Annotated in this window: 24 protein-coding genes and 4 pseudogenes; 12 read left to right on the forward strand and 16 right to left on the reverse strand. The window is 67.1% G+C overall.

Features of this window, described 5'->3' with window-relative positions; all coding sequences use genetic code 11:
* Positions 1-280: pseudogene (locus tag ACFYYR_RS24960) on the forward strand (hypothetical protein); the annotation flags it as partial.
* Between the two features lie 110 nt (positions 281-390).
* Here ACFYYR_RS24960 and ACFYYR_RS24965 read toward each other — a convergent pair.
* Positions 391-645, reverse strand: coding sequence for a hypothetical protein (locus ACFYYR_RS24965; RefSeq protein ID WP_388857636.1), 255 nt, complete (start codon positions 643-645; stop codon positions 391-393).
* Positions 646-968: 323 nt separating this feature from the next.
* On the opposite strand from ACFYYR_RS24965, the pseudogene ACFYYR_RS24970 reads away from it, so the two are divergent.
* Positions 969-1,557 (forward strand): annotated as a pseudogene (locus ACFYYR_RS24970) (SMI1/KNR4 family protein).
* A gap of 447 nt (positions 1,558-2,004) precedes the next feature.
* A complete protein-coding gene (locus ACFYYR_RS24975) occupies positions 2,005-2,565 on the forward strand; it encodes a hypothetical protein (protein ID WP_388857639.1) in 561 nt (186 codons plus the stop codon).
* Positions 2,566-2,582: 17 nt separating this feature from the next.
* On the opposite strand, the gene ACFYYR_RS24980 is transcribed toward ACFYYR_RS24975, so the two are convergent.
* Positions 2,583-3,626, reverse strand: a complete 1,044-nt coding sequence (locus ACFYYR_RS24980; protein ID WP_388857643.1) for an Lrp/AsnC family transcriptional regulator — start codon at positions 3,624-3,626, stop codon at positions 2,583-2,585.
* A 154-nt stretch (positions 3,627-3,780) separates the two neighbouring features.
* Here ACFYYR_RS24980 and ACFYYR_RS24985 point away from each other — a divergent pair, with 154 nt between their 5' ends.
* Positions 3,781-4,497 (forward strand): SDR family NAD(P)-dependent oxidoreductase, encoded by a 717-nt coding sequence (locus ACFYYR_RS24985; protein WP_388857646.1) that lies wholly within the window; start codon positions 3,781-3,783, stop codon positions 4,495-4,497.
* Positions 4,498-4,626: 129 nt separating this feature from the next.
* Positions 4,627-5,628: an amidohydrolase family protein gene (locus ACFYYR_RS24990; RefSeq protein ID WP_388857649.1), complete on the forward strand. Its 1,002-nt coding sequence runs from the start codon at positions 4,627-4,629 to the stop codon at positions 5,626-5,628.
* Positions 5,629-5,834: 206 nt separating this feature from the next.
* On the opposite strand, the gene ACFYYR_RS24995 is transcribed toward ACFYYR_RS24990, so the two are convergent.
* Positions 5,835-6,809, reverse strand: a complete 975-nt coding sequence (locus tag ACFYYR_RS24995; protein WP_388857652.1) for a threonine/serine dehydratase — start codon at positions 6,807-6,809, stop codon at positions 5,835-5,837.
* Positions 6,810-7,198: 389 nt separating this feature from the next.
* Complete coding sequence (locus ACFYYR_RS25000) at positions 7,199-7,495, reverse strand: hypothetical protein (RefSeq protein WP_388857655.1); 297 nt, start codon at positions 7,493-7,495, stop codon at positions 7,199-7,201.
* Positions 7,496-7,969: 474 nt separating this feature from the next.
* Between ACFYYR_RS25000 and ACFYYR_RS25005 the strand changes: the two genes are divergently transcribed.
* Complete coding sequence (locus tag ACFYYR_RS25005) at positions 7,970-8,236, forward strand: hypothetical protein (RefSeq protein WP_388857658.1); 267 nt, start codon at positions 7,970-7,972, stop codon at positions 8,234-8,236.
* Positions 8,237-8,512: 276 nt separating this feature from the next.
* Positions 8,513-8,776, forward strand: a complete 264-nt coding sequence (locus ACFYYR_RS25010) for a hypothetical protein (protein WP_388857661.1) — start codon at positions 8,513-8,515, stop codon at positions 8,774-8,776.
* 1,042 nt (positions 8,777-9,818) lie between these two features.
* Here ACFYYR_RS25010 and ACFYYR_RS25015 read toward each other — a convergent pair.
* Positions 9,819-9,947, reverse strand: a complete 129-nt coding sequence (locus ACFYYR_RS25015; RefSeq protein WP_388857663.1) for a hypothetical protein — start codon at positions 9,945-9,947, stop codon at positions 9,819-9,821.
* A gap of 107 nt (positions 9,948-10,054) precedes the next feature.
* On the opposite strand from ACFYYR_RS25015, the gene ACFYYR_RS25020 reads away from it, so the two are divergent.
* From ACFYYR_RS25020 to ACFYYR_RS25030, 3 genes are all read left to right on the forward strand, one after another.
* Positions 10,055-10,360 (forward strand): hypothetical protein, encoded by a 306-nt coding sequence (locus tag ACFYYR_RS25020; protein WP_388857666.1) that lies wholly within the window; start codon positions 10,055-10,057, stop codon positions 10,358-10,360.
* Between the two features lie 12 nt (positions 10,361-10,372).
* A complete protein-coding gene (locus ACFYYR_RS25025) occupies positions 10,373-11,338 on the forward strand; it encodes a LacI family DNA-binding transcriptional regulator (RefSeq protein ID WP_388857669.1) in 966 nt (321 codons plus the stop codon).
* Between the two features lie 832 nt (positions 11,339-12,170).
* The gene (locus ACFYYR_RS25030) at positions 12,171-13,616 is read left to right on the forward strand and encodes an MFS transporter (RefSeq protein WP_388857672.1); all 1,446 of its coding nucleotides are present in this window, start codon (positions 12,171-12,173) and stop codon (positions 13,614-13,616) included.
* A gap of 1,005 nt (positions 13,617-14,621) precedes the next feature.
* Here the strand turns inward: ACFYYR_RS25030 and vph are convergent.
* The 3 genes from vph to ACFYYR_RS25045 form a co-directional block, all read right to left on the reverse strand.
* The gene (vph, locus tag ACFYYR_RS25035; RefSeq protein WP_388857675.1) at positions 14,622-15,485 is read right to left on the reverse strand and encodes a viomycin phosphotransferase; all 864 of its coding nucleotides are present in this window, start codon (positions 15,483-15,485) and stop codon (positions 14,622-14,624) included.
* A gap of 358 nt (positions 15,486-15,843) precedes the next feature.
* Positions 15,844-16,011, reverse strand: coding sequence for a hypothetical protein (locus ACFYYR_RS25040; RefSeq protein ID WP_388857678.1), 168 nt, complete (start codon positions 16,009-16,011; stop codon positions 15,844-15,846).
* A gap of 201 nt (positions 16,012-16,212) precedes the next feature.
* Positions 16,213-16,986 (reverse strand): SDR family NAD(P)-dependent oxidoreductase, encoded by a 774-nt coding sequence (locus tag ACFYYR_RS25045; protein WP_388857681.1) that lies wholly within the window; start codon positions 16,984-16,986, stop codon positions 16,213-16,215.
* A gap of 404 nt (positions 16,987-17,390) precedes the next feature.
* Between ACFYYR_RS25045 and ACFYYR_RS25050 the strand changes: the two genes are divergently transcribed.
* On the forward strand, positions 17,391-18,479 hold the full coding sequence (locus tag ACFYYR_RS25050; RefSeq protein ID WP_388857684.1) for an amino acid--tRNA ligase-related protein: 1,089 nt from the start codon (positions 17,391-17,393) through the stop codon (positions 18,477-18,479).
* 201 nt (positions 18,480-18,680) lie between these two features.
* Here ACFYYR_RS25050 and ACFYYR_RS25055 read toward each other — a convergent pair whose 3' ends face one another.
* Entirely contained in the window at positions 18,681-19,832 is a 1,152-nt protein-coding gene (locus tag ACFYYR_RS25055) for an LLM class flavin-dependent oxidoreductase (protein ID WP_388857687.1), read from the reverse strand.
* Between the two features lie 890 nt (positions 19,833-20,722).
* Between ACFYYR_RS25055 and ACFYYR_RS25060 the strand changes: the two genes are divergently transcribed.
* Positions 20,723-20,863, forward strand: coding sequence for a hypothetical protein (locus ACFYYR_RS25060; RefSeq protein WP_388857690.1), 141 nt, complete (start codon positions 20,723-20,725; stop codon positions 20,861-20,863).
* A gap of 240 nt (positions 20,864-21,103) precedes the next feature.
* Here the strand turns inward: ACFYYR_RS25060 and ACFYYR_RS25065 are convergent.
* From ACFYYR_RS25065 to ACFYYR_RS25095, 7 genes and pseudogenes are all read right to left on the reverse strand, one after another.
* A pseudogene (locus ACFYYR_RS25065) lies at positions 21,104-21,442 on the reverse strand (transcriptional regulator); the annotation flags it as partial.
* A 5-nt stretch (positions 21,443-21,447) separates the two neighbouring features.
* On the reverse strand, positions 21,448-22,539 hold the full coding sequence (locus ACFYYR_RS25070; protein WP_388857693.1) for a hypothetical protein: 1,092 nt from the start codon (positions 22,537-22,539) through the stop codon (positions 21,448-21,450).
* A gap of 1,230 nt (positions 22,540-23,769) precedes the next feature.
* Positions 23,770-24,840 (reverse strand): NAD(P)-dependent alcohol dehydrogenase, encoded by a 1,071-nt coding sequence (locus ACFYYR_RS25075; protein ID WP_388857696.1) that lies wholly within the window; start codon positions 24,838-24,840, stop codon positions 23,770-23,772.
* Positions 24,841-24,935: 95 nt separating this feature from the next.
* On the reverse strand, positions 24,936-25,406 hold the full coding sequence (locus ACFYYR_RS25080; RefSeq protein ID WP_388857699.1) for a DUF4334 domain-containing protein: 471 nt from the start codon (positions 25,404-25,406) through the stop codon (positions 24,936-24,938).
* Between the two features lie 100 nt (positions 25,407-25,506).
* Positions 25,507-25,764 (reverse strand): annotated as a pseudogene (locus ACFYYR_RS25085) (Scr1 family TA system antitoxin-like transcriptional regulator); the annotation flags it as partial.
* Between the two features lie 28 nt (positions 25,765-25,792).
* The gene (locus tag ACFYYR_RS25090) at positions 25,793-26,413 is read right to left on the reverse strand and encodes a hypothetical protein (protein ID WP_388857702.1); all 621 of its coding nucleotides are present in this window, start codon (positions 26,411-26,413) and stop codon (positions 25,793-25,795) included.
* Positions 26,414-26,440: 27 nt separating this feature from the next.
* Complete coding sequence (locus ACFYYR_RS25095) at positions 26,441-26,740, reverse strand: hypothetical protein (RefSeq protein WP_388857705.1); 300 nt, start codon at positions 26,738-26,740, stop codon at positions 26,441-26,443.
* Positions 26,741-26,897 lie beyond the last annotated feature (157 nt).

Consider the following 26,897-nt stretch of genomic DNA (forward strand, 5'->3'; position numbering starts at 1 on the left):
CGCATCAGCGTCCTCTTCGCCATGCTCCGCGACGGCACCTTCTACCAACCCAGAACCCCACGGCTCGCTTGACGAAAGACATAGAGGCACCCCCCCGGACGACGGCCGCCGACTGTTCGCCGAACTGATCCTGCAAGAGGCCGAGGGCCGCCTGTCACTGCCGTGCACGAGCCTGCACCGGGTGCACAACCGGGCCCGGCTGCTCCGCGCGCTGTATGAGCGGCTGGACCGCCTTGAAGCTGCCGTGCCCGCCGACGAGTCGACGGCCGCGGCCCCCTGAGCCGTCTCCCGGCGCCCTCCCCCGTGGGCCCGGGCGACGCACGAAGCCCCCGGCGGCTGCACCAAGCGCCGCCGGGGGCTTCTCCCGTCCGCCTCGCGGGCCGGGCGCGATCAGGCGGCGACCGGGACGCGCGCGTCGTACTGGGCCACGGTCCAGGCGATGATCTGGCAGGTGTAGATGAACCAGTAGTCGTACTCGGTGAACTCCCACCCGGTGGTGTCGAAGCGGAAGCCCCCGAACTCGAACGCGGCGAGCGCGGCCCTGGCGCCCGCCTCGGTCTCCAGGTCGGCGCTGCTGTAGCGGGAGAACAGCGCGGAATGCCGCGACGGGTATCCACGAGGACACCACTGGGGCGGCGGCGGCATGGGAGAGGTTGGGTGTTCCACGCCCGGTGACAGCGGGCGTGCGAGAGGCGGTGCGGGCGTTCCACCGGGGGCGGGAGATCCCCAGCCCCTCCAGCAGGGGGCCATAGGCGGTGCGGTCGGCATCGACCGTGACCGCGACGCGGTCATTGCCGGCCTCACACTGCCCTGGAGCTCCGGCGTCGTCGAAGGCCACGTCAACCGGATCAAGATGCTCAAGCGCCAGATGTTCGGCCGGGCCGGCTCCGCTCTACTGCGGAAGAGGGTGCTTCTGGCCAGCTGACTACAGCCACCCATAGCGTGACGGGGACGAGAGAAGATGCACCATGGATCCCCGCATACCCCGCCTGCGTCGCAAGCTGGCCGCGATCCCGTTCCAGCCACTGCGCAGCCACTCCTTCGGGGAAGAACAACACAAGTTCTTCCCCGGTCCGAAGCTGGCGGAAGCACGCGTCGCTGCGTTTGAGGCCGAGCACGACATCGTTCTTCCTCACGCCTATCGGCAGTTCCTCACGCACATCGGCGGCTCAGGCGCGGCACCGTTCTACGGCCTCATGCCGCTGGAGCGGTGTTCCCTGCTGGTTATGGGTCCGCCCGGAGAACCAGGGGCACCCCGAGGCTTCGGCTGCGTGGGCCCCGGGCCACATGAACGCGACCTCTTCCTCCACATCATCGAAATGGGCTGCACCGATGTATGCGTCCTCGGGGTGACCGGTCCACTCACCGGCCGCGTCCTCGTTGGTAACAGCGACGGGTACTGGGGCCCCAACGTCTCCTCCGCCACCGACTTCCTCGACTGGTACGAACGCTGGCTCAACCGCATGAGCGCCGGGCGCGACAACCGGGCCCTGGAACTCACCTCGCCTCGACTTCGTGCCCATTCCGAACCGCCATCGCATGGCTCCGAAGATCTGACTCTCCGTATCCGCTCCACGGAATGTGAGCCAGAACCGAAACTCGTGAACAAAGCCAGGTCGAGGGTGTCGAACCCGGTCTCGGTGCGGCTGGTGGGCGCTCGAAGTTGACGTACCAGTTCCTCAGCCCGGCCGCGGTGAAGAAGCCCCCTCCGCAGCGGGGGCGTGCCCGGCGTCGCGCTGCGGCGTCAGCGGCCGGCGGGCTCGGGGTAGCGCCGGCGGCGCCGGTCCGGGTCGTCGACGCCGATCTCGTACCAGGGCTCGCCGCGCTTCAGCCGGGGCAGGGTGTTCACACACACCGCGACAGTGATGCCCCGGACATGGGCGGTGAGCGCCTGGCGGCGGTTGTCGAGCAGGTGCTCCTCCTTGCCGGCCAGGACGACGTGCAGCCGCGGGAAGGTCTTCGAGCGGGTGTAGCGGTGGCGCTGCCAGAAACCAACACGTACCCGTGGCAGTGGACGCCGGAGGACGTGGAGGCGTACTTCGCCGCTCAGTTCACCAAGGACCCGCCGCCGCCCACTCGACGGTCCGCGGTCAGCAGAACGACCTGGAGCTGTTCTGCGCCTTCATCACGGACAGCCGCTACGGCTGGTCGGCGGCCTGCCTGGAGGAGTTCGGGCAGCATCCCGAAGGCAACCGACTCATCCTCGACCGCCAGCCCGTTCCTCTGCCCCCACCGCTCGACATCCATGTCGAGCAGCTCGCCACCGAGCACGACAAGAAGACCGACCCCAGGCCGACACCGACATGGCTTTTCCGAGGCAGCTACCCGGGCCGGCCCATGCCCGTGAGCACTCTCCAGAGACGGCTCAACTCCCATGGCACCAGAGCCAAACCATCCCGAGTCACCGCCTGCCTGAACCTCGCCCAGGACCTGCCGCCGGCCGTCCTGGCCTCTGTCACCGGCATGCACGTGATTACGGCGGAGCAATGGCACCGACGGGCGGCACCCGACTGGGGCGCCTATCTGGCCGCCCGGCGCCAGGCGAAGAGCGCACGCGCCGAATGACGCTCCCCGCCAGTTGTTCAGGCTCGACGTTGTGCCTCGACGAGGCGATCGCCATACAGGAGCGTGCCTGCCTGCTTGACGTGTCGCAGCACAGGTGAGACTTCCATGCTCTGCAGGCCGGTCAGGGACCCGATGCGGTCCGTGGTGAACTCGAACAGTTCGTCAAGGTCGCGGCAGTGCGCGACGGCGTGGATGTTGTAGGTGCCGGACACGGCCGCAGCAAAGGCGATCTCAGGTTCCTGCGCAAGTGTGCGTCCGACGCTCTTAACGGCCGACGGATGTACGCGCAGCCACAGGTTCGCCCGCGTGTGATAGCCCAGTGCGGCTGAGGCGATCTCGACGTCGAGGTGCACGACGCGACGCTCCAGCAGAGCGTGAAGGCGACGTGATACCCGACCTGGAGTGGAGTCCGCCGCCGCGGCGAGGTCGACGAGACTGGCGCGACCGTCTGCGGCGAGAGAGCCGAGGATTTTCTCGTCCTCTGCGGTGAGGCGCACGGGATCGCGGGCGACGACCGGGGCTTCAGTGAAAGGCGGACCGTCACTGCCCAGCATGGCTTCCTGCTCCGGAGACAGGACGCCGTGCAGCGCGGCCCAGTAGTGGCCGCGGCCTCCCATGAACTGACGGAGCATCGCGAAGGCGTTGACGTCGAGTACGGCCGCGGTACGCGGAAGCCGCTTTCCGAGCAGGTCTTCGCGCTGCTCACGGGTCCGTGACTGAGTCGCGCAGGTGATTTCGCAGCCGGCCGCGCTCAAGGCGACCCAGTTGACATCGTCACGCTTGGCGAGTGCGTCGGCGATCGCCGAGACGCTGCCGGGGCGGCAGCGCAGTCGCACCAGCCACCTGCTCTGCCCCAGCGTGCCTGGATTCACCATTCCTGCGACGCGGATGACGCCGTCGGCGCACAGGCGCCGGTAGCGGCGCTTGACGGAGCCTTCCGTGAGGCCGAGCGCGTTCGCGATCGAGGCGAACGAAGCCCGCGGAGCGACCTGAAGAGCACGAATGATTCGCACATCATCGGGCTGCACAACGCCGGATTCACACATTCGTATACCTTCCATGAAGAGAATCCTATGAAAAAGGCCCCTTGATTCGCTCCGATAACAGCGCGGCGAGCAGACTTGCGAAGCGCTGCCGGACAGCCGCAACAACCCGCTGAGACGGCATCCCGGTGCACGAAGTGAGCTCGCCGCGTAAGAACGGAGATGCCCCTGTATGCCATCGACTGGCGCAGATCGACACACGCCGACAGCACTCATCGTCGGGGCCTCGCGTGGCCTCGGTCACGCGATGGCGGCCGAACTCCTCGACCGGGGATGGAGTGTCATCGGTACGGTCCGCGACACCACCACCCGAACGCCTCTGCATGATCTCGCGGACCGGTCTGGCGGGCGCGTGAGTATCGAGCACCTCGACATCAACGAGCCCGACCACCTGGCGCCCCTGCATGAACGCCTCGCCCACCGCCAACTCGACCTGCTCTTTGTCAACGCCGGCACCACGAACAACGAGCAGACCCCGATCGGGGCGGTTCCGACATCGGACTTCGTCCAGGTGATGATCACCAACGCCCTCAGTCCCATGCGCGTGATCGAAGCGCTCGAAGACCTCGTATCCCCCACCGGACTGATCGGCGCGATGTCGTCCGGGCAGGGCAGCATCACGAACAACACGACCGCCGGCCGCGAGGTCTACCGCGGAAGCAAAGCGGCCCTGAACATGTTCATGCGCAGCTTCGCGACCCGGCAGTCCGAGACACAGCGCACCTTCGCCCTCCTGGCACCAGGCTGGATTCGCACCGCCCTGGGTGGGCCGGACGCACCGTTCACCGTCGAGGAAAGCGCCCCCCTGCTCGTGGATGTCCTGCTGTCCAAGCTGGGCATACCCGGTCTGGCATATCTGGACCGATCAGGTCAGACCGTGCCCTGGTGAACCAACCGATCACCACGCCGGGCGGTCTGACGAGAACGCCTCAGTCGGCGCTGCACGCCGGGTCCGTCCAGGCGTCACCCGATGCCACCTGATGTGGCCGCCCCCGCAGAACACAGAAACGAAGAGGCCATGCCGCTCATCGCGATCGAAGAACACTGGATCATGCCGGACGTGACGTCCGCGCTGCGCGCTGCGCCGCTCAGCGACGAAAGTCTCGCCTTCAACGAGATGGGCGACAACCAGCAACGCCTGGAAGACCTGGCGGCCGGCCGCACCGCGGCCATGGACGCTCAAGGCGTCGACCTGTCCGTCCTCGCCCTCACCCCACCGGGAACCCATCCGCTGTCGCCCGAGAAGGCCCTGAGGCTGAGCCGCGCCGCGAACGATGTGGCCGCCGAAGCCGTCTCCCGCAACCCGACCCGTTTTCGGTCACTGTCCACCCTGCCCATGTCCTCGCCGAAGGACGTCGCCGGCGAGCTTGAAAGGGCGGCCGGCATTGGGCACGTAGGCACCATGGTCTATGGCCGGGCAGGAGACCTGTTCCTCGACGATCCCGCCTACGACGGCTTCTTCTCGGCCGCGTCGGAACTCGGCCAGCCGGTGTTCATCCACCCTCAGCTGCCGTCGAACGCTGTCCGTGACTCCTCGTATCGAGGCTTCGACGCCATGACGGATCTCGCGCTCGCCACCTTCGGGTGGGGCTGGCACCTGGACGCCGCGACGGCGGCCCTGCGCCTCATCCTGCGAGGCACATTCGACCGTCACCCGGACCTTCAGATCGTGCTCGGCCACTGGGGAGAGATGCTGCTGTTCTGGCTGGACCGAGCCGACAGTCTCTCCCGTATCGCCGGATTGCAGCGACCGGTGTCGGACTACGTCCGGTCGAACTTCCACATCACCGCATCCGGCATGCTCAACCCGGCCCTGCTGCAGCATGCCCTGTCCGTCACCTCCGCCGACCGGCTGATCTTCTCGACCGACTACCCCTTCCAGCGGCCGGCCAAGGAGGAGATCGATCTCTTCCTGAACCACTTCTCCACAGATGCGGAACGTGAACAATTCTCATGGGCCAACGCGGCTTCCCTGTTCGGATTTGACCTCCCATCCTCGGCCCAGGGCGAGAACGCCTGATCGGAGAACCGCGTCCCACGGACTCCGAATATCGCGTACTTGGAATGACGCTCCCCGCCGGTCCCCCCGAGCGCCGTTACCGAGCCGTGATCATCGAGCGGGCGCCGCACATGACCTGTCGCAGCGAAGGTTGAGCACTGTCACCGAATGTTGGTGACCGCCAGGTCTTCTCACCGAAGGTTGAGTGGCTGCTGCAGCTTGCGCGGTCATCGCAGCCCGAAGCGCTCGGCCCAGGCGGTCACATCGGCGGTCGTCGCATTGCCGCCGCAGACCACCAGGCCGAGCTTGGCACCCTCACCGACGTGCTCCAGCACCCGGCGTGCTGCGGGCAGCAGGCATCCGGCGGCGGGTTCGGCCCAGACCTTCGCGTGGTCGGCCAGGTCGAGGGTGCCCTGCACGGCCTCGGCGTCGGTCACCGTGAGGACATCGGTGACCAGCGCCGAGGCATGCTCGTAGGTGAGCTGTGAGGCGCTGGGGGCGCTCAATGTCGAGACGATCGAGGACAGTTCGACCGGCACCGGCCCTCCGGAGGCCAGGGCCTCCGACATGGCTCGCGCGCCTTCGGTCTCCACGCCCCAGATCCGTACACCGGGACGGCGTGCGTGCAGCGCGGTGGCGACCCCGGAGATCAGCGCCCCGCCGCCGATGCTGACGAGTACGTCGGTGAGCTCCCCGGCATCCTCCGCGAACTCCAGGCCGACCGTGCCCTGGGCAGCGATGACGACAGGGTCGTCGAAGGGATGGACCAGGGTGAGCCCCTTGCTCCGGAGTTCACCCACGAGGGCGAACGCGCCGTCCATGGTGTCAGCGAGGATGACGCTCGCCCCGGAGGCCTCGGCGATGTCCACGGCGCGGCCGGGGGCGGACCGTGGCATGACGACGGTCGCTTTGATGTCCAGCGCGCCGGCCATGACCGCGATCCCGATGCCGTGGTTGCCGCCGCTCACCGCTACGACCCCGGCGGCCCGTTCAGCCTCGCTGAGCGTGAGCAGCTTCGCCGTCGCGCCGCGTGCCTTGAAGGAGCCGGTGCGCTGCAGTAGTTCCAGTTTCGCGGTGACATGCGCGCCCAGGAGTGCGGACAGCCCGGGGCTCGGCACCGTCGGGGTCCGTATGACATGCCCGGCGATCCGCTCGGCCTCGGCTTCCACGTCCGCGACAGTGATCAGCACATTCGCCTCCAACGCATAATCCAAGCCGCGGTGACCGGGATCCGCACCATCTACGGCAGAGGGACGGCGTCCACGCGGCCGCCGCGCCCGCGCACAGTGATCAACCGCGCGGCAGTTCCATCACCCTACGCCGCCCGCGCCCTGGCCGACCCGGGCCATGAAGCCCCGCCCGTCTCGGTCGGTCATACGCGTCAACGCGCCGCTATGGCCGCCACGTGGTCGAAGGACCCCGCGAGCGGCCGGCCACCCTGCCGGTGCCCAGCGTCTGAGCTCCACCCACGTCATCAAACATGTCGTCCACGAACGTCCCCTGCTGCTGTGCCGGCCGAGCCGTCCGGTGATCACAACGGATATCGCGAAACGTCTCCCGCAGACACTGACACAGCCAGCATCCCGGGCGCTCACCCTTCGGTGAGAATGCTCAACCTTCGCTGCGACAGGTCAGCACAGAGCTCGGAGACGATCGCGAACGAGGTCGTCACCATCGGCACCGCCATGGCCGGCGGCATCGCCGCGTGCATGGTCTGGCCGTGCACCATGCCGTTGCGGATCTTCCGGCCGTAGTCGAGGTACTCCGCCTGCCGGGCCGTCAGGATGCACGCGTCGGCGCCCTGCTTGATGAGCTGGAACAGCGGCTTGGTGCCCGCGTCCGGGATCTGGTCACGCAAAACGATCTCCACCGCGATCAGGGAGTGCATGACCGCCACGGTGGAAAACTCGTAGCAGTAGTACGACTGGCGCAGCAGCTCGCGGGCTGTGCGCAGGACGGTCGCAGCGGCCTCGGGAGCCCGGCGGGCACGACCAGGTCCTCAACGAGGTCGTGCATGTCGGCGTAGCTTCGCAGCACCTCGGCCACCAGACGAAGTTGTGGGCGCGTTCGCCCGGGCCCGGGAACGGCAGCCGCTGTGTGGTCATCCCCGCAGTCTCAGCGGCATGCCCCGGGCGGCAGCGGCTTTCCCCCGGGGCGTCGCGCAGCGTGCCGGGACGGAGACATCTCCATGCCTAATGGGCGGAATGTCGCAGGTGGCGGACCTGGACGAGGGGCAACGCGAACGCCGGCCCGGCGGGTGCGCTCACCGTCGGTGCGCGGACACTATCCACAGGCCCGCGCACCGAGCATCAGTTCCGAGGCCGCCACGATCAGCGGGGCGGCCCGTACGTGAGGAGCTGTCATGCCCGAGAACACCGTCACCGCGCCGCTCGCTCCGATGGCGCCGGAAGACGTCGCCAGCGCCTTCGCCTACATCAGGGCGTTGCAGGCCGACGACATCGACACCGCCTGCGCGGTCATCGAGGACACGGCGACCTCGAGTTCGTATGGGGACCGCGCATCCGCCTCAGCCGGTGAGCAGCCGGGAACAGTCAGCGGGGCCGGGCAGGGTGATCCTGTCTGGCGCCGCTGTCGTCGGGTCAGCCGAAGTCGAGCGTCTCCTGTGTGAAGTCGCCCGGGGCCGGGCCTGACCGCACTCGCCGCCCTCGGACTCGAAACTGAGCAGGCCGAACCATCCCGAGGCGTCTCTCGGGTGGCTGGCTCACCGCCGTGTATCCGGCGGAGTGTGGACGGATTGCGCAGAGGTGTGGATCCGCTGCTAACGACCTTCGTCAAGGGCCCCGGCAGGCTGGTCGGTGACGGATCCTCGGACATACAGGCGAGGGACACACCCGAAGCCTCGTTGCCCGGGGGCGGATGCACTGCCGAGGAAGGTGATCATTTCGTGAAGCGCAAGATCGCTGTTGCCGTTGCGGGGCTCTCCCTGGCCGCCGGTTCTCTGGTCATGGCCTCCCCCGCCGAGGCCAGCACCTCACAATGCCAGAGGTACCTCAAGCAGAAGGGCTATGTCGTCGGCCCGAAGGTCAAGGCCCATTGCAAGACGGGCTCGTACGGCGGCCTGAATGAAACCCTCTGCTTCGCACGTCTCGTCGGCATAGGTGTGAAGAGAGCGCACGCCGGCAAAGCCTGTGCGCTGGCTGACGACTGAGCCTGAGGTCACCCGCAGGCAATGCGCCGGCTCCTTCCACAAACGGACGGCCCCGATCCCGCAACGTCGGTCGGGGCCCGTGCCGCACACAGTAGGTGAACCAAGGGCCGGCTGAGGATCAGCCGTATTCCGCGGCAGGAGCAGCCCCTGCCGGTTGCGCCGCGCCCCGGGCCTCAGGGCGCGGCCGGCGGCGCGGGGGCGGGGCGGTGCTGTGCTGTGGCTCCGGTGGCCGAGCACGAGGTCCGCAGCCGGCGGACGGTACGCGATGGCGACGCGGCCGTGCTCATTCGGGTCTGCGTCCTCGACGACGGACACGGGGCCGCGGGTGCGGCTGTGACGGTCAAGCCGGTCTTCCGGGCTCGTAGTGCCTCGGTGCACTTCATGCCCGCGCGTGCATCCTCGCCGGCGGCCTGGGCGAGGGTGGTCTGCTTCGGCATGGCGCATCTCCGACAGCTTCACCGGTCGATCGCTCACCTGTCACTCCCGCAGAGCAGCCCCGGTCAGAGGCCGCCTCCGGGCTCGCCTGCGAGACCACCCGGACCTCCTAATGCAGTGGTCGACTGCAGGTAGTCGTCGACGGTCACGGAGCTGTAGAGGCGTACGCTCTTGGTAGTGAGGCGAACGAGGGCGCGGCTGGGGCCTGCGGGCAGGGCGGAGATCAGGCAGGCGCCGTGGGCTAGTCCCCACACGCCGAGGTGGGACATGGGGATCAGGGTCTTCGCCGCGCTCAGCGCTGCCGCGCGGCTGCCGCGCACGTACTCCGCCATCACGCGCTCGTAGCTTGTCCGGAGCAGCGCGTCCAGCGGGCCGCCGACCAGCTCGACGTAGCTTTGCCCGGGATGCGGGGCCGGGCGTATCCGGCGGGTGTTGGACGCCCCGGGCCCCGTAGGGGGCCGGGGCGCTTCGTCGGAGGCCGGTGTGGTGCTGTGGCTCCGGTGGCCGGGCACGAGGTCCGCGGTAGCGGTGGTTACGGTGATGGCGAAGGGTCCGGAGTCAATCGGAGTGACTCCGGACCCCTCGGCTGAGCGGGGGGGGGGGTGGGTCAGACGGCCCAGCCGACGGAGGAGACGTAGGTGTAGCCGTCCCAGTCGGTGCCGAGGGCCTGGATGATCTCGTCCCAGACCGCGTCCAGCTCGGCGGTGTCGCCGGCGGCCGCGGCGGCGTGCCCCATATCCCGGCGTCCCCCGGCTTGTTTGAGTGCTGGTGCAACTTGTTCGATTCCCTTCCTGCATACATCATGGGACTGTGCGTAACGTTGCTCGAAGGAATTGAGCAAGAATGGCCACTTCTCCCACGGAAACTCGTCACTCCGGGTGGTCGATCGATATCCCCATGGTCATCCTGGCCCTGCTCAACCAGTCGGGTGCCCGGATAGGAACCTCCCTGAATGTGACGCGCACGGTTCAGGGACTCGCCTCCCTGGCCGTCCCGCGGTTCGCCGACTCCGTCAGTGTGGACCTGCTCGACTCCGTGCCCTGGGGGAAGGAACCCTCGCCCGATCCGGCCGACGCCGCCGTGGTGCTGCGCCGGACACCCACGTCGCCCTGGTCGTCGGCGACCGAACAACGTCTCCCAGCCGACTGACCATGACGGACCATGACGGAGCGCCCAGTGAATCCGGCAACAGGACGCGGCGCCCAGGCCCCCAGTGGTGCTGCGGCCCGCGAACTGACGCATACGATCGCCCTGCTCTTCCCGCCGTCCGGCGCCGACCGGGACTACCCGGCGGTGCAGCTCGCCTTCATCGGAGGAGTCGCCGAAACCGCCACCACGCACGGCTACGACCTGTTGCTCACGCCCTGCAAGTCCGGGAAGGACCCCTCGTTCCGGCGGATGGTCAGCGAACGGCGCGTGGACGGCGTGATCGTGATGGAGGTCCGCCGGGAGGACGACCGCATCCAGCATCTCGCCGAAACGGTCTTCCCCTTCGTCGCCATCGGCCGGAACAGCGCAACCAACGAGGTGAGCTGGGTCGATCTCGACTTCGCCGGCCTGGCCGGCGGATGCGTTCGGCACCTGACCGAACTGGGGCACCGCAGGATCGCCTTCGTCAACAAGTCGAAGCAGATCTTCACCAGCGAGTACGGGTACGCGCGGCTCGGGAGCGAGGGCTACACCGAGGCGATGACGGAGCTGGAACTGACCCCGCGGGCGTACCCCAGCGGCGACGATGTCGCCGCTGGGGAGGACGTCGTGCAACGGATCCTGCAGGACGACCCGGCCACCACGTCCCTGGTCGTCATGAACGAAGCGGCCCTGGAGGGCATCTACCGCGGGCTGACCCGTCACGGCCGCAGCGTGCCGCGCGACTTCTCGGTCGTCGGCCTGGGGGCCAGCCGCTGGGCGGAGCAGGTGAGCCCGCCGCTCACCGCGGCCGGGATACCGGCCAGGGAGATGAGCCGGATCGCCGTCGAGCTGATGGTGGAGCGGCTCACCTCGCCCGCCTCGCCACCCCGGCACGTCCTGCTGAAGCCGCTGATCACTCTGCGCGCCAGCACCGGTCCCTGCCGGCCGGTTCCCGATGCGGAGACGGAACCGGACTTCCCCGACCTCGACTTCTGACCCTCCGGCTTCGGGCCCGGGATCTTGCGGGAGGCGGCGGCGCTGCTGTGACGCCGTGCCGACGAGGCCGATCAGTCCCCTGACGAGCGGTGGATGGTGGACCAGGACGAGTCGGGCGGCCTGCTGCCGGCGGTGATCGTGGCGGAGGATGTCGGCCCTGGCCGTACTGCGTCCCGCTCGCGTAGATCTCTCGCACGTTGGGCCGTAGGCGTAGCGTGACCCTATGGACCGACGTGGCAGACGGCTCTGCCACGCTCGTCTCGGAGGGTTGCCTGATGACCAGTACCCCGCCTTCGCAGCCTCCGCAGTGGCCATACGGTCCTCCTCCAGCGCGCTGAACTCCAGCATCGGCCCCCTACGGCCCTGCGGGGTATCGAGGGCCACAGGTCGAACTGAAGCTGGGGAAAAGGCTGGGTGGCGGGCATGTTCCACAGGACGGGGTCCGAGAGGTGCATGATGCCGTCCTCGGCGTTGTCATCCGGTCCCGGATGCACGGGCGCACCAGTCAGGACGCACGATCGAGTCTTGGATCGGCTCCGGTTCGCTCGGGTCACTCATGCCCTCAGTCTGGCGTCGGCCCCTGCCCGAGGCAGCCATGGCCCACCCGGCCGCCGTCGGCCGGACTGCTGGATGACGGACGCCGCCATGCCGTGTCAGGCGGCGTCTTCACCACGAGACGAGGCCCCGGCCTTGAGCCGAAAGCATCCAGCATCCCCTCAGGGCCGGCGGCCCTGCGGGGAGTGTGATGCAGCCCACGTCTGTTTTGTCGGATTACCGGGTCCTCGTGCCCCGCCATGATGCGCGTAAGCAACTCCGGGAGTGAGGATGGCAAGTGGACAGCAGTCAGAGCGTCGGGTCGTGGCGGGAACTCGGCAGCCATTTCGGTACCGCTGTGGTGCTGGCTGGTGGCGTACTCGTAGGCGCCGTCAACGTCTATCTGGCCGCGAGCCTGCTGCCGACAGCGGTCGCGGATATCGGCGGTGGACGCCTCTACGCATGGAACATGACCGTGTTCTTGATCGCCCAGGTGGTCGCGACCATGCTCGTGAGCCGGACCCTCGCCCGGATCGGCAGCATTGGCTCTTACCTGCTGGGCTTCGGCGTCTTCGCTGCGGGGTCGGTGCTCTGCGCGGCGAGTCCAGCGATGCCAGTGCTACTGGTCGGCCGCGGCGTCCAGGGACTGGGGGCAGGCTTGCTGACCGGTCTGGGATTCGCTCTGATTCATTCGGCACTGCCGCGCCATCTGTGGGTACGCGGCAGTGCGTTGATCTCCGCCATGTTCGGTCTGGGAAACTTCGTCGGCCCGGCTCTGGGCGGAATCTTCGCGCAGTTCGGATCCTGGCGGCTGGCGTTCGTGGTGTTGGCCCTTGCCTCGGTAATGCTGGCGGCGCTGGCACCAAAGGCTCTCCCGAGCCGCAGCCGCAGCCGCAGCCGCACCGAGAGGGAAACGGCTCCGGTGGCGATGCGCTCGCTGCTGCTTGTCATCGGGGCTGTAGGCGTGGTGAGCATCGCCGGGATCCTCTCGAACACGCTGGCAATGGCGATTCTCCTGGCGCTGGCGCTGGTACTGATCTGGGCCTTCGTAAGGGTGGAGAAGCGCATGAGTGTGCGCGTCTTACCCAGCCTGACCTACCGAGCCGGCTCTGCTTTGCGGTGGGTCTACCTGACCATCGCCCTTCTCGCCTCCGGCGTTGCCGTGGAAACCTTCCTCCCGCTGTTCAGCCAGAGGCTGGGGGGCCTTCCGCCGGTCGCCGCCGGGTTCTTCGGCGCCGCCTTGTCACTGGGCTGGTCGGTAACCCAGGTCGTCAGCTCCTCAGCACGCCGGGAACAAACCGTCCGATGGCAGCAGGTAGCCGGCCCCGGGCTGCTCGCCGCCGGGCTCGCCGTCCTCGCCTTGTTGCAGTACCGCGGCGCATCGCTGCTCGTGGTCATCGTCTGGCTGCCCGTACTCCTGATCGCGGGGGCAGGAATCGGCCTGGCCATGCCCCATCTGTCTGTCGCTGCGATGGCCAGCACGACAGACAAGCAGGAAGGGGAGAAGGCCGCTGCGGCGATCGCGACGGTATTGACGACGTCTACCGCGTTCGGTGCAGCGCTTGCCGGTCTCCTGGTCAACGTGGGCGGACCGTCATCGGTCTCGTCCGCGCGCTGGCTTCTCCTCGGTTTCGCTCTCCTCTCCGCTCTGGGGATGCTCACCGCCCTGCGTGCCGATGGCAGCGGAACTCACGTCGCCCAAGGGCGAAGTGAGAGTGAGATGGAGTCCACCGCGGGCCCCTGAGTCGCTATTGACGCTGATCGCAATCTCATTCAGTCCCAGGAGGTCAGGCCGCTCGGTGCGGCGCTTGCGGCTGCACCGAGCGGCGCCCGACCCGCGAAACATCCCCCGCCGGTGGCGCTGGCAGCGACGCGACCAGCCGCCCACAGGCAGCCCCCCGTCCCGTACGGGCAGGCGCACCAGGCCTACTTGGAGCCGGGCTCGTCCTCGCCTCGCTGCGCCGGAGGGGCGCTGCCTTGAAGAGCCTCGTCCACCCACCGGCGGCTCGTCCGTCCTCCCCCTACCAGCCGATGAGCCTGTGGGAAGCCGGAGCCCGGCGCCACGCCCCTCGCCCAGCAGTTGGGTGGCTCTCCCGGCCCCTGCATCAGCCCACGCCGGTCGCCGTACCGTCGCGCCGGCTGGTGGTGCCAGCCCGGCGCAGCGCAGCACCTCCGGCGAGGTGGGCTGGGGTTCTGCTGTGGCGGGTGGTCGCCCCGTTCTCCTCTCAGTCGGGCGTACTTGACGGGGCCTGGGCGCCCCGGGCCCCGCAGGGGGCAGTGGTCTCCGCCTGGGCACGAGTCGCCGACTTCGCACGACGCTGCGGACGCGACGGCACCAGAGCCGGGGTAGGCGAGGCCGGGGTGGGAGCCGAGGTCTGGGTGACCGAGGCCGGGCCAGCAAGGGCCGGGGCGGCCGCCGCAGGGAGTGCGCCGGTGCCGGGCGCCGGGGCCTCAGCAGCGGGGCCGGGGGGCTCGCACATCGCACCGACGTGCAGGGAACGGCCGTCGGTGGCCTTGAACGGGGCACACCGCCGCAGCGGACACACGGCCCCGGCTCACCCCGAACAGCCCTGCCCTCGGCATCCCGCGCGGACTGCAGCTCGGCGAACGCGGGCGCCGCCGGCGGGCGTGCGGGCGGCTTCGACCTCTTCGGGCGAGGGCAGGTCGGGCATGTCTAGTGCTGTGACCGCATAGGTTCGCCGGGTTGCTGTTGCTGTGAAGCTCGATGCAGCGGATGTGCCGGTGTGCCTCAGCGGTAGTCGGCCAGGCCGTCTGCGAGTTCGTCTTCGTCGCCGTCTCGGATTGCGTAGAGGGCTTGTTGCAGTGCGAATGTGCCGCGGATCGTGGCGAGGCGGGTAAGGAGTCCGTGGTTTGACCAGCTGCCCAGGGCGAGCACTCGCTCCAGGAACTCAGGGCAGTAGCTGGCTCCGATGGCTGCGAGGTCCTCGGCCGGGTCGCTGAGTGTGACGTCGTCCCAGTCGAGTACTCCGGAGAGGTGTGGCAGGCCATGCGTCCACTCCCATAGGACGTTTTCGGCACCGAGGTCACCATGCACCACTGCTCGGGTGAGGTGGGGAAGGCTGTCGAGTGCTGTGAGTTCCCGCTCGGCCCGTAGGCGTCCGCTGTCGGACATGAGCTGGAACAGCTCTGCGCGCACGTTCTCCGCGAACCGTCCCCACTGGCCTTCTGGGGCCTGAGGTAGAACTGCTCGTACCGTCTCTTCGGTGCCGGCATGGGCCAGACCGGACAGCAGCGTGGCGTACTGCGCCGCCACGGTGTCGACCACTTGGGCATTGTTGAGGGCGTCGGTCTCCAGCGGTTCCCCGGGAATACGGCTGAGTACCAGGAACGGCGCCTCGTCGGTGCCGTGGGCGCCGCCCTGGAGCAGCGGCTCAGGTGTGCGGAAGCCGAGGTCGAGGCCAGCGAGTGCGTGTAGTGCGGCCGCACGCTGGGGCAACCGGGCGGCCGCTGCCCGGGTGCGAGGCAGGCACACGACGCGGTCTGAGCCAATGACCACGATGTGGAATTGCCCCTGACGTACGGCCAGGTCGTCCAGTTTGTCGTCGGGCAGCAGACGGCTCAGCAGAGCGCGATGCGTCGTACGGATGCTCACGAGTGTCCTCTGGATCCTTCGATGGGTCGGAAGCGATGTGGACGAAGTTCTGTCAGGCCGCGCCGGCTGACCGACCTGTTCGGGACGCCCGTGCGCACTGGCGCCCCCGCTCCTGAGAGGCGGCCTCGTCACGGAGGCCGTACTGCCCGACACCGGCTCCGCCGCCGTCGGACAGTCGCATTTTCCAGGGTCGGACCAGTTCTCTTCTCGTCGGCGCGGGCGCAGCACGCGTGCGGTGTCGCGCCAAGGGATCGCCTCGGTGTACGGGCTCACCCTTGCAGGCAAATAGTCCGGCATACCCGTTTCGCTGCTCTCCTGTTTACGACAGTCGTGATCACGAAGGTCCATGAACCTGTTGTCATGCGATGACCGACTGCCCGACAAAGACCAGGAGCCTGCTCACCGTCGCCATTCTGACGGCGCTCATGGGGTTGCCGGTGCCGCTCTTGGCCACGCTTCCCGCAGCACCGGCGAGCAGGTTGGCCAGCTGAACGGACCAGTGATCATGGGAGCTCCCGCGCACCATGCGCTGAATGCGAAGGCGCCGTTGCACGGAGGAAGGCGTGGCGCCGGCCCCGGCGCGCAGAACGTCTCTGGACCGCGTGCTGCATTTCCGGCTGACGCGAAGAGCTTCCTCGACGCCTGCAGCCTGGCTGCATGCCCCTGACGTGGAGCACCACTACGAGGTCGTTGACAGACGATCCACTCGGATCGTAGCAATGCGGTATCACAGGTGTTGACCGCCGTCAACGATGATGGTGCTGCCGGTGATGAGCCGCAGGGATGTGACGGCACCGATCAATGAGCAGGCAACGTCGTCTGGGCTGGCGACCACCGGGAGCGGCGCGGACTGGGCCTGTGCCCGGACGGTGGCTGGATCTCGGCCGGGGACGAAGTTCGTGTCGACGGCCGCCGGGGAGAGGCTGAAGATGCGTATGTGCGGGCCGAGCACGCGGGCCAGGGATGCGGTCATGACCTCCAGGCCGGCCTTGGCGGCGCAGTACGCGATGCTGCTACCCAGCCCGGTGAAGGCCGATATCGAGGAGATGTTGGCGATGGCAGCGTCGCCGGACGCGCGAAGCAGCGGCGTGAACGCGCGGATCACTGAGAAGGTGCCGCGCACGTTCAGCGTCAGTATCCGGTCGAAGGCCTCGTCCGTGAGCGCTTCGAGGTCGGAGTGTGCGACCTTCTCGGTGACGCCGGCCGAGTTGACGAGCACGTCCACCGAACGATGGCGGCGGGCGGTTTCCTCGGCGGCGCTGCGGATGGCTGCGGAGTCATCGAGGGGAATGTGTGCTGAGCTGTGTCCTGTACCGGGCAGGGTGGAGATGAGTTCTTGTGCTCGGCTGCTGCCCGCGTTGTAGCCGACGACTACTCTGGCCCCGGCTTCGGCGAGGCGCCGCGCGCAGGCGGCCCCGATGCCGCTGCTTCCACCGGTGACCACGGCCACCTTGCCGGCGAGATCGAAGAATCCCAACCCGTCCGTTCGTATTTCGGCCATGAGCACACCCTTGCCTTAGCCACGTGGGTCCTCAGCTGAATAGGTCACCGTATCAATGTGATGACGGCCCATGGGCCAGGCTGGCGACCCACAGGGCTGGAGTGAGACAGAATTTCGGCATCTGGCTGAATCAGGTACGCCTTGAAGGTGGGCAAGAGTTGCGTACCGGGCATTTGCCCGTCTCATGATGGCAAGAACTCCACGAAGCCGGAGCAGGCTTGGCTGGATCAGTTTACCGTCGATCCTTGACGACTGTTCAAGGGGACGATTTGAGCCACTTTCCGGTCCACTCGCACTAGCGCATCGGACGGCGTTTATTGATGGTGAAAATGGGCTAGGATCACGAAGTATTTCATGCTGCAATCGCATGCCCGAAGCTGCTGACGAATGAGAATCGACTGCGAATGGAGTTCTTCGGAGAAAATCGCAGGCAGGTCAGATTCGAAGCAACATCTTCGCCTGCTGACGTGAAGACAGGCTTCGGTGCAGCGATTTCCTCACCCCATAGGAGCGTAGTGAGTCTGTCATCCGCGCAGTCATATCAGTGGACCGGTCGGGTACTCCAGTCGTTGCGCCGCAGCCTTCTTGAACATGACTTTCTTGAAATACTTCCGGCCATACTTTCCTCCGAGGATGAGCCAGGTGCGCGACACTCAGTGGCGGTCCTGGGGGACAGGGCAAGGCCGAAAGTGACGGTGGAGGACGGCCGGGTCTCGGTGGACGGGAAATGGGCGTACCACTTACCCGTGAGCCACTCAGTGGAAAAGCAGATGGCTCTCGAGCACGCCGACCGGGTCTACTGCCTGACCCCGTGCCTGCGACTCCTCATGGACGGCGAGGAGACGTCGGGAAAGCACCTCTACACTTTCTTCCAGCTGGTCGTCGAGTGGCGGGCCGCAGACGCGGACGAGGTCCTCACCGTCACCGAGAGCATCCTCGGCAGCTTCGCCCGCCATCTGGAGCCGATTCTCCCGGACGAGGCGGGCACGGCCTCCACTCGGCTGAAGGGACTGCGAAGCGGGCCCTATCCCCGGGTTTCCTTCGCGGACGCGCTCACCCTTGCTGGCCGCAAACCGGACGAGCCGCAGAACACGGATCTGACCCGCGACGAAGAGCGGATTCTCACCGACCACTTCACCTCACCGTTCTGGATCCACCGCTACCCGCTCGGTGTGCGTGACTCGCTCTACCAGAGAGGCGAGGACGGGCTCCAGGAGACCTACGACCTCATGCTGCCCGCAGGATACGGCGAACTCGCCACTGGGGGACTGCGGCCGCGGGACGAGAAGGAGATCACCGAACAGTCCCGGCTGCTGGGTGGCGACCCCAACCCGGTGTACGCCGCCTGGAAGGAGCGTTCCGGAATCCAGACAGCCGGGTTCGGCCTCGGCCTCGAACGGCTTGTGCGGCATTGCGCCGGTGCCAACAGCGTCCTGGATCTCCTCGCGGCCCATGATTCCGGACCGAACCGACGCATCGGGGCGCACGAGTAGGTCCCAGAGTTTCGAGCACCACCGTGCTTGCGAACAGCCCCACCGTCGGCCGGACGAGGGCGTCCCCACAATCGGTGGAGCGATCTCAGGTACACCGTTGAGGCCTTCTCAGGGGGAGTGATTCCTGAGAAGGCCCCACCAGCGCTCCGCCAGCAGCTGAACACAGGCCTCGGCCAGGGCGGTGGTGCCGCGGCGCAAGCGTCAGTAGCCGGAGTCGAGTGCAATGCTGGTCGTGTGCTCAGGCGTGACACGAGACGGGTGGATCCACAGACCCATGTTGGCGAGCAGCGGGAGGACGCCTTCGCCGAACCAGTACGCCTCCTCGAGATGAGGGTGGCCCGAGAGCACGAACTCGTCGATGCCAAGGCGGTGGTACTCCACGATCCGGGCGGCCACCTCCTGATGGTCCCCTACCAGGGCGGTGCCCGCGCCGCCTCGGACCAGGCCGACACCGGCCCACAGATTGGGCGCGACCTCCAGGGCATCCGCGCGGCCGCCATGCAGCGCGAGCATGCGGCGCTGGCCTTCCGATTCACTGAGGGCCAGACCCTCCTGAACCGAGCGGATCCCCTCTGGGGTGAAACCGTCGAGCAGTCGCCGGGCCTCGGCCCACGCCTGCTCGGTGGTGTCCCGGGTAATCACGTGGAGTCGGATGCCAAAACGCACAGGGTTACGATTCCCTCGGGCTAGGGCACGGACGCGGGACAGCTTCTCGGCCACTTGGGCAGGAGGTTCCCCAAAGGTCAGGTAGACGTCGCTGTGACGCGCGGCAACCTGGATAGCCGCCGGCGAGGACCCTCCGAAGTAGACGGTCGGAGCCGGCTCGGGCAGCCGCCCGAGCCTGGCACCCTCGACTCGCAGGTGCGACCCCGTGAAGTCGACGGTCTCGCCCTTCCAGAGCCGCCTGACGATCCCCAGGAACTCACTGTTCCTGACATAGCGGGCGTCCTTGTCAAGGAAATCGCCATAAGAGCGCTGCTCGTGACTCTCACCACCGGTGACCACATTGAGGAGCAGCCGCCCCCCGGAATGACGCTGAAAAGTAGCGGCCATCTGCGCGGCAAGCGTCGGGGAGATGAATCCCGGCCGGAATGCGACCAGAAACTTGAGACGTTCCGTTTCACGCGCGAGCATGGCAGTGGTCAGCCACGCGTCCTCACACCAGGCGCCGGTCGGAGTAAGCGCCCCCTCGAAGCCCAACTGCTCAGCTGCACTGGCAACTTGGGTGAGGTAGCCGATGGTCGCAGGCCGCTGCTCCTCAGCCGTGGCCCCGGCGGGCAGGTCATGACCGCCGCCGACGATATGGCGACTGTCACCGTAGGTAGGCAGGAACCAGTGGAAGGTCAGGCTCACTCAGGCCTCCGGTTACTCTCGGTGGGTCACACGAGTCCGTGTCGGGTAGCGCCAGCCAGGGAGAGGGGCCGTCTCTTGTGGGCTCCGTGTGAACCGCCGTAGGCCAGGAGGGCTATACGGGTAGTCACATCCTCACCTAAGCTGCGCGACATCAGGCACGCTGGCGAACGAGCGCCGATGCTGCCGCAGGGCCCCTTGGGTCCAGGATCGCTACCGTTCCTGCCGCCAGCTCCGAGCCCGTTCCCGTGACTCCAGCGCATTGATCACGCGCCTGCGAGAAGGAGTTAATGAGGAAGAATTCTCCTCGTTAGGTTCGGGTGATTTATTTTTTGGTGATCGACATGCACCTAAGACCTCCCGAATGAAACTCCGTGTGAATTTTGGAGGCATGATTTCCCTCGCGGCATTTCGGAGAGAAGATTCGGCGTGATGCATCAATCAGGGTGGGGTTAATGGCAGGGCGGTATAATCGTCTCAACGTCGCCAGTCCGGGTGTCACGCGTGCCAGGGATGATCGTGATTCGCGCACATAGATCATCTAGATTATGGCGCCGAGTTGTTGATTCTCCGTCGCTGTTCCCCATGACTCCCAAGCTTGTCAGAATCGAGCGCAAGTGGGTAGAGGGCGCCCCGGCAGGAAGCCGATGATTGATTGCTCGGCTTTCTTGGTGTGGCTCCGGCCGATGAGGTAGGCCAGGTCTGCGGGGTACCGGGGTCGGTGGTTCGGCTCGCGTCCTGGTGAAAGCCTCCAAATCAGTCGGCATGGTGAAATTCGCCAACATCCTGCACGCCGAAGTACCGGCGTAAGAGGAGGAAGAGATGGCCACGGCAACACGCTGACCCAGGCCGAGTGGAGCGACTTCCACCATGCCTACCTGCACGGCAACACCATGGCCTGCCCCAGGTGCGGCAGTTCCGGTGAGGCGGTCCTGCGCCCGCTGGACCGGACCGTGCGCTTCGCCTGCCGCCACGAACTGGCCCTTCCCGAGGACCCCGAACCGCTGTCCCGGGCGGTGGACGAGCAGAGCTGAGCGACCCACAGCACCCCGGACCGGGTCGGCAGCCTCGCCCGCTGCGCGGGATGCCGACGCCGACGAGAGGGCTGGCCCCTCGGGTTCAGCCGGTGGGCGCCAGGGCGGCGTCGTCGCCGGGGACGGTGCGGTGCTGTGGCTCCCAGCGGCGGAGCACAGGTCCGCGGCCGTTCCGGTGATGGCGAGGGGTCCGGAGTCGATTGGAGTGGCTCCGGACCCTGCGCCTGTGCGGGTGGGGTGTCAGGCGGCCCAGCCGATGGAGGAGACGTGGGTGTAGCCGTCCCAGTCGGTGCCGAGGGCCTGGATGATCTCGTCCCAGATCGCGTCCAGCTCCTCGCGGTCGCCGGCGATCCAGGCGTCGACGGCGCGATCCCACACGCCGCGGACGTTGATGTTGCGGGTCTGAAGGTCGCGTTGGTGGCGGCGGTCGACCTGGGACTGGTCGACCGGGTCGATCTCGATGCGGGTCCCGCGGCCGCGGTTGTTCAGCCGGCGCTTGAGATCGGCGACGACGTTGCGGCGCAGGTCCCAGTAGGCGGCGTCCAGGCGCGCGAGGTTGGCCCGGGTGGGGGTGCGCTGGAGTACTAACGGCCGATCTGGAGGTATACGCCGTCGTCCGGAAGCTCGGCGGCGTAGTTCTTCCTCAGTTTGAACTTTAGCGCGCTGAAGGAATCGGACTTGGTGACGCGTACGGTGCCGTTGGAGTCAGTGGGCCGACCCTCGGTGTTCTCCCGACCCTGAACCACGTTGAGCTGGCGGACCTCAAAGTGCTCGTCGCCGCTGACCTCAGTGACAGTCGTACCCGGCTCAAAAAACGTCAGGATTGAGGCGAAGGATCCCAAATGAAGGAAGACCTCCCGTACCTCGGCACCGAGTTCGATCGTGAACTCGGTATCGGCGGTCTTGCTAATGAGCCCTACCGAGTCTGATGTGGACAACGAGGGAGTAAAGACCGGCCAGCGGAAGTCGGTGTGCTCCCCATTGATGTTCACTTCACCAACGCTGTTTGCGGACTTCCCCGTGACCTTCACCGTTCGGCCGAGCAGCGTCCCGATGGCCTTTTTGTTGCTTTCACGGGACGTCCAGTCGGCGAACTTTACTATCCTGCCGATCTGGAGGTATATGCCGTCGTCCGGCCCGTCGGCGGCGTAGTTCTTCCTCAGTTTGAACTTTAGCGCGCTGAAGGAATCGGACTTGGTGACGCGTACGGTGCCGTTGGAGTCAGTGGGCCGGCCCGCGGTGTTCTCCCGACCCTGAACCACGTTGGGCGAGAGAACCTCGAAGTGCTCGTCGCCGCTGACCTCGGTGACAGTCGTACCCGGCTCAAAAAACGTCAGGATTGAGGCGAAGGATCCCAGATGAAGGACGACTTCCCGCACCTCGGCACCGAGTTCGATCGTGAACTCGGTATCGGCGGTCTTGCTAATGAGCCCTACCGAGTCTGATGTGGACAACGAGGGAGTAAAGACCGGCCAGCGGAAGTCGGTGTGCTCCCCATTGATGTTCACTTCACCAACGCTGTTTGCGGACTTCCCCGTGACCTTCACCGTTCGGCCGAGCAGCGTCCCGATGGCCATTCTGTCGCTTTCACGGGACGTCCAGTCGACGAACGCGTGCGGGTCAATTGTTGTCATTACTGTTGCCATTGTTTCGGCCCTCCTGACGATCTGGCCCATGATGCACGTACGGATTCGCCCCGGAGGTTCCCCCTGACTCACGGTCTACCCAAGACCGGTCCCGCCAGGGCAGTTGTGCATTCGCCAACAGTCGGGCTCGCTCCGCTCAGCTTCGCAAGGGGAACGACCTTGTCCAAAAGTTGAAGGACGTACTGCTGTTGGGCCTCGCTTCCAGGCTAGCCGGATTTGAAATTCGCGCCTCTCGGGGCGGTACCCGACCTGCCGTCGTCGGGAGGCCGAGCAACGGGCGGGCTACGGGCTGTCCCATAACGCCAACGGACCCGAACGCTGTCCCGGCACCCCACACGTCATCTGGCGCGCCATCGGCACCCACGACATCCTCACCGGACCCTGACCGGCCGCCGCGGCGTGCGAATTCGCACGCAAGCGTTCGAATCTTCTTCGAACGTTGCGTGGCCGTCATCGCTTCCGCCATGGCCGAGCGTGCGGCGGATGGCACGCGCAATCGTCGCTAGCCTGCTCTGGCACCTCGGAGAGCACGGGCGGCAACTCCTTGCGTACGGCTTCCACGGGCCCAGAAGTGGTCTTGTCGCCGAGTTCCTCGGTGACCTCGCTGACCACGTCGACGAATCGCGTCGATCTTTTCGCTCGTCGGGAAGAGCGGGCAAGACTGCCACCGGCCAGAAACTGCGGGCGCGTCGACCCGACGGGCCGGGCCGACGTACGGAGGCCCTCATCTATCGAGTCGATTTGCTCATCACCCATACCCCCAACCTACGCCACGCTAGGCGTATATTGGCGGCAGATTAGGCAGCCAATAGGCATCGATTTTGTTGTTCGACAGGGCCCAGAACCGGTCAGCACCGGCTCCGCGGGAACTGCCCACCGCACGGTGCCCCTCCCCCAGCCTGGGCGCAACACTGCGCCCCGGCTTCGCCCGCAGCCCGCCCAGGCCGCCCGTGTCCCGGCCGCGCTGAGACCCAGAAGGCCGAACCCGGCCCGCTGTTCGGCTCGGGCCGAGTTCTTTCGGCTTAAAGAAGGGTCAGTTGGCGCCAAAGCCCCGTCCCGTGGAGGCATACGTACAGTTCAGCCCCGGCGACGCAGCCCCCGCTCTCGGAGGTGAGAGTCGTGGCGTCCGATAGCCGCGCCGCACCTGAGGCATGACGGTCACCGTAGCGCTGTGCCCCGGCCGTCCGGCCAGGGCACAGTCGTTCGTGTACCAATCTGCACACCAACGACTGCGCCGCACCATCAGCGGCGCCGTTGCCCCTATCCGACGATGAGAACGGGCTTAATGGCTCGTCCCGATGCGGCGTCCTGGGTGGCGGACTCGATTTCGGTGAAGGCATATTCGGTGATCAGCTTCTCCAGCGGGAGTCGGCCCTGACGGTAGAGATCGATCAGATACGGGATGGTCTGGTGGGGAGCGGCGTCCCCCTCGATCACACCGCGTATGCGGAGCCCCTGGACCATCACTGACGTGGTGGGGAACTCGGCGGTGCCGATGCCTACCAGGATCAGTTCGCCCCGTCGGCGCAGGGTGCTGATGGCCTGGGAGATCACGGACGACTGGCCGGTGGTGTCGATGGCGTACCCCGGGGCGCTGCCGGTGGCATCGCGCGCGGCCGCCGCCACGTCGCCTCGGGCAGGGTCGATGGCGGTTGCTGCACCCAACTCCAGGGCCAAAGCCCGCCGTGAGGCGATGGGGTCGACGGCGACCACGGTGCAGCCTGTGGCGACGGCGCCCATCACGGCGCTCAGGCCCACGCTGCCGGCCCCGAAGACGACCAGGGTTTCGCCCTTCGCGGGCCGTAGGACGTTAACGACGGTGCCGACGCCGGTCTGCACGCTGCACCCGAGGGGGGCGGCTACGGCAGGCGGCAGGTCGGCGGGGATCTTGACGGTGTTGCTCTCATAGGCGATGCAGTGGGATGCGAAGGAGGACTGTCCGAAGAAGCTGCCGTAGACCGGCTTCCCACTGCGGTTTCGGAGCGGTGTGCTGCCATCGGGCCGGGTGCCCGCGCCGTTGAGAACGCTGCTGTCCTCGCAGTAGGCCGGGACGCCCTGTGTGCAATGGCTGCAGTGTCCGCAGCTGCGGAAGGTGAGGCAGACCGTGTCGCCGGGGGTCACCGTGGTCACCGACTCGCCCACTGCTTCGACGACTCCAGCCGCCTCGTGCCCGAAGACCATGGGCAGGCGCGGCTCTGGCCAGACCTGCCTCATGCTCAGGTCGGTGTGGCACACGCCCGCGGCGGTGACCTTCACCAGAATCTCGTCCCGGCGGGGTGTATCGAGGTCGAGTTCGTGGATGGTGAAGGGGCCGCCAGGGTGCTCGACCATTGATGCCTGTATGCGCATGTGCTTCCTTGGCCGCGGCTCGCGGCGGTTGGTGAGGGGCCAGGGCTGGCCCCTCCGGTGGTCAACTGGGGTGTCGGTCAGGGCCGTTCAAGGAGGAAGTAGAAGTGGTGCCCGTCCTGGTCGAGTACGTTCTTGCCGTTCATGACGCCCAGGAGCGTGGAGGTGTCGATGCGCTTGAAGTGGTCCAGGATGGGCTGGCCGTCGTAGATCATGGTGGCGGTCAGCTCCCCGCGGAATTCGACCATCCACAGGCTGGCCTCGCCCTTCCCCCGTTCGACGTTGGAGAACAGCGCTCCGTCGGCGTCGCGGCAGATCAGAGGCTCGGCATGGGCCGGCGAGTGGAAGGTCTTGCCGTACCAGTCCGCCTGCGACAGCATCCCTTCCACCGGATGCCCCGTGACGAAGCTGCTGCCCTTCCACGGGCCGAGGATCTCTTCGGGACGCACTGTCTCCAGCGCGGCCCAGAGCTGATCCAACTCACGGGCGGAGGCCTCGCCACCTGTGGCCCGGATGTCGGCTATGCGGGTGCGGGCGGTTTCGATATCCATGAGGGGTGTCCTCTCGCGCTCGGGTATCTGGATCGAAGCGGCGTCGGTTCCCTGACGCTACGAAGGCAGCGGCTCGGGCTTCAACAAAATTGCGGGGTCTTCACTCCAGGGCGTCGAGCGCGGCATGGATGAGGGCGCGGGCGGCATCGCCGTGGACGGCCATGGATGCCAGACCGTTGAACGCGCGGGCATAGTCAGCCAGTTCGCGCGGCTGGGTCGCTTTGATCTCCGCTGTCAGCGTCTCTACCACGGCCTGGGTGTCGTCGTGGAGGTAGAACGCTTCCAGGGGCCACACGGTGCGCTGCGCGGTGAACGGGATGATCCCCAGCGAGACCGAGGCGAGCGGCATCACGGCCAAGTGTTCGGTCTTGGGCGATCCCGAACAGCTACGCCTGAGGCCTTCGGCCGATGCCTGTCTCGACGGCACTGGGCATGTCGTCTTGCAACACCCCTTGACGTGTCTCTGAGACTCGCAACGTAGCTCTGATCTCGCCGGGCACCCCGAGGTCGTGACGCATGGCGTCTCCCATGGTGTGGATCAGCGGCCAGAGTGCCTGCTGAGCTTCCGCGGCCGTCTGCAGAGTCTCGCCCAGCCGCGGGTTCCCCTGCTCCTGACGCTTCACCTGCCCATAGACACGGGTCAATGCCCCATTTACCTCCTGGGCCGCCGCGAGCACTGTGCCAGGGGCAATCATGATGGCCTCGGACCAGCCATTTCGCTGAGCGTCCTTGGCTTCCTCCAGCGTCCGCACGTCGTCGACTGCGACCGCACGATCCCGCATGACGTAGAGGTGCCGACTGAGGGCTGAAGCGAACTGCCGAGCATCTCGGTGCAGGTCGGTATAGCTTCTGCGGCGCAGCTCGCGATCCTCGCGCGCCTCCTGGATAGCGCGGCTCAGTTCCAGCTCGCGCTGCTTGGTCCGGTCGGCACCGCGCTGTGTGAGCAACGCGCCCCCAAGGGTTCCTGCAACCCCAACTATCGCGATCAGTGCCGCTCCCATGTCCATGGGCAGCACTCTAGAAGAAGACGGGCCTCAGCCGAGGACGGCGTGAAATGACGAGCTCGGCTTGTTCTTTAAGGTTCCACGTCGCACGTCGAGTCGAACGGGCCACACGCCGGGGGCGAGCTCCCACTGCCCCGTCGCCATCGCGTCGAACGCCTCGGTGCGCACCGACCGGTCGCCGTCGACGCGGGCCTTGGCGTACAGGGCCGGCCACAGCGCCTGAGAGCCGGGCGGGCAGGCGGTCACCAACGCATCGCCGGTATCGGTGATCACACGTAACGCCTGCTCGCTCCACACCTGCCCGGAGCGGTGCACGTCGCGCCGCACCACTGTCTCTCTCCCCCCCCTCGAAGGTCTCCACCGGGTGCCTCCCTCGCGAGCCCCAGCCGCTCAGGCTTGCCCGGCCGCCGGCTCCCACAGCGGGCGGGCAAGCCCGGTCCCGTCGCATGCTGGCGCCGATAGTGCCAGGGCCGTTCCGGAAGAGCCG

The sequence above is a fragment of the Streptomyces sp. NPDC001922 genome, from assembly GCF_042891165.1.
Taxonomy (GTDB): Bacteria; Actinomycetota; Actinomycetes; order Streptomycetales; family Streptomycetaceae; genus Streptomyces.

Bases quoted from the DNA above. Each gene is read 5' to 3' on its own strand.
- ACFYYR_RS25045 (WP_388857681.1), bottom strand. From the start codon at position 16,986: ATGGCCGAAATACGAACGGACGGGTTGGGATTCTTCGATCTCGCCGGC.
- ACFYYR_RS25000 (WP_388857655.1), bottom strand. From the start codon at position 7,495: ATGCACTCCCTGATCGCGGTGGAGATCGTTTTGCGTGACCAGATCCCG.
- ACFYYR_RS25080 (WP_388857699.1), bottom strand. From the start codon at position 25,406: ATGGATATCGAAACCGCCCGCACCCGCATAGCCGACATCCGGGCCACA.
- ACFYYR_RS25060 (WP_388857690.1), top strand. From the start codon at position 20,723: ATGGCCTGCCCCAGGTGCGGCAGTTCCGGTGAGGCGGTCCTGCGCCCG.
- ACFYYR_RS25075 (WP_388857696.1), bottom strand. From the start codon at position 24,840: ATGGTCGAGCACCCTGGCGGCCCCTTCACCATCCACGAACTCGACCTC.
- ACFYYR_RS24980 (WP_388857643.1), bottom strand. From the start codon at position 3,626: ATGGAAGGTATACGAATGTGTGAATCCGGCGTTGTGCAGCCCGATGAT.
- ACFYYR_RS24985 (WP_388857646.1), top strand. From the start codon at position 3,781: ATGCCATCGACTGGCGCAGATCGACACACGCCGACAGCACTCATCGTC.
- ACFYYR_RS25015 (WP_388857663.1), bottom strand. From the start codon at position 9,947: ATGGGGCACGCCGCCGCGGCCGCCGGCGACACCGCCGAGCTGGACGCG.
- ACFYYR_RS25020 (WP_388857666.1), top strand. From the start codon at position 10,055: ATGGCCACTTCTCCCACGGAAACTCGTCACTCCGGGTGGTCGATCGAT.
- ACFYYR_RS24965 (WP_388857636.1), bottom strand. From the start codon at position 645: ATGCCGCCGCCGCCCCAGTGGTGTCCTCGTGGATACCCGTCGCGGCAT.
- ACFYYR_RS25005 (WP_388857658.1), top strand. From the start codon at position 7,970: ATGCCCGAGAACACCGTCACCGCGCCGCTCGCTCCGATGGCGCCGGAA.
- ACFYYR_RS25090 (WP_388857702.1), bottom strand. From the start codon at position 26,413: ATGGACATGGGAGCGGCACTGATCGCGATAGTTGGGGTTGCAGGAACC.
- ACFYYR_RS25025 (WP_388857669.1), top strand. From the start codon at position 10,373: ATGACGGAGCGCCCAGTGAATCCGGCAACAGGACGCGGCGCCCAGGCC.
- ACFYYR_RS25040 (WP_388857678.1), bottom strand. From the start codon at position 16,011: ATGGTGCGCGGGAGCTCCCATGATCACTGGTCCGTTCAGCTGGCCAAC.
- ACFYYR_RS25050 (WP_388857684.1), top strand. From the start codon at position 17,391: ATGGAGTTCTTCGGAGAAAATCGCAGGCAGGTCAGATTCGAAGCAACA.
- ACFYYR_RS25070 (WP_388857693.1), bottom strand. From the start codon at position 22,539: ATGGGCCAGATCGTCAGGAGGGCCGAAACAATGGCAACAGTAATGACA.
- ACFYYR_RS24990 (WP_388857649.1), top strand. From the start codon at position 4,627: ATGCCGCTCATCGCGATCGAAGAACACTGGATCATGCCGGACGTGACG.